General features: G+C 72.2%; 1 protein-coding gene. It reads left to right on the forward strand.

The features are described 5' to 3' along the window. Positions 1–241, forward strand: a 241-nt coding sequence (locus tag ACY2RS_RS15800; RefSeq protein WP_490099611.1) for an ArsR/SmtB family transcription factor, incomplete at both ends; no start/stop codon positions are given.

A 241-nucleotide genomic window follows, 5' to 3' on the forward strand; every position in this document is an offset into this window, starting at 1 on the left:
CCCTGACGGCGACGGAACTCGGTTACACGGCGGGCGTCACGGCGCAGACCGCGAGCGGCCACCTCGCGAAGCTGGTCGAGGGCCGCCTGCTGGGCGTCGCCGTCCAGGGCCGCCACCGATACTTCCGTCTCGCTTCGTCAGAGGTCGCCCGGATGCTGGAGAGCATCCTGGTGGTGGCGGCAGCGGGGTCGGAGGCGACCAAGCCGCGTGCGACGCCCTGGATCAGTCCGGAGCTGCGGTC

This window comes from Patiriisocius sp. 208BN25-11 (assembly GCF_058147145.1).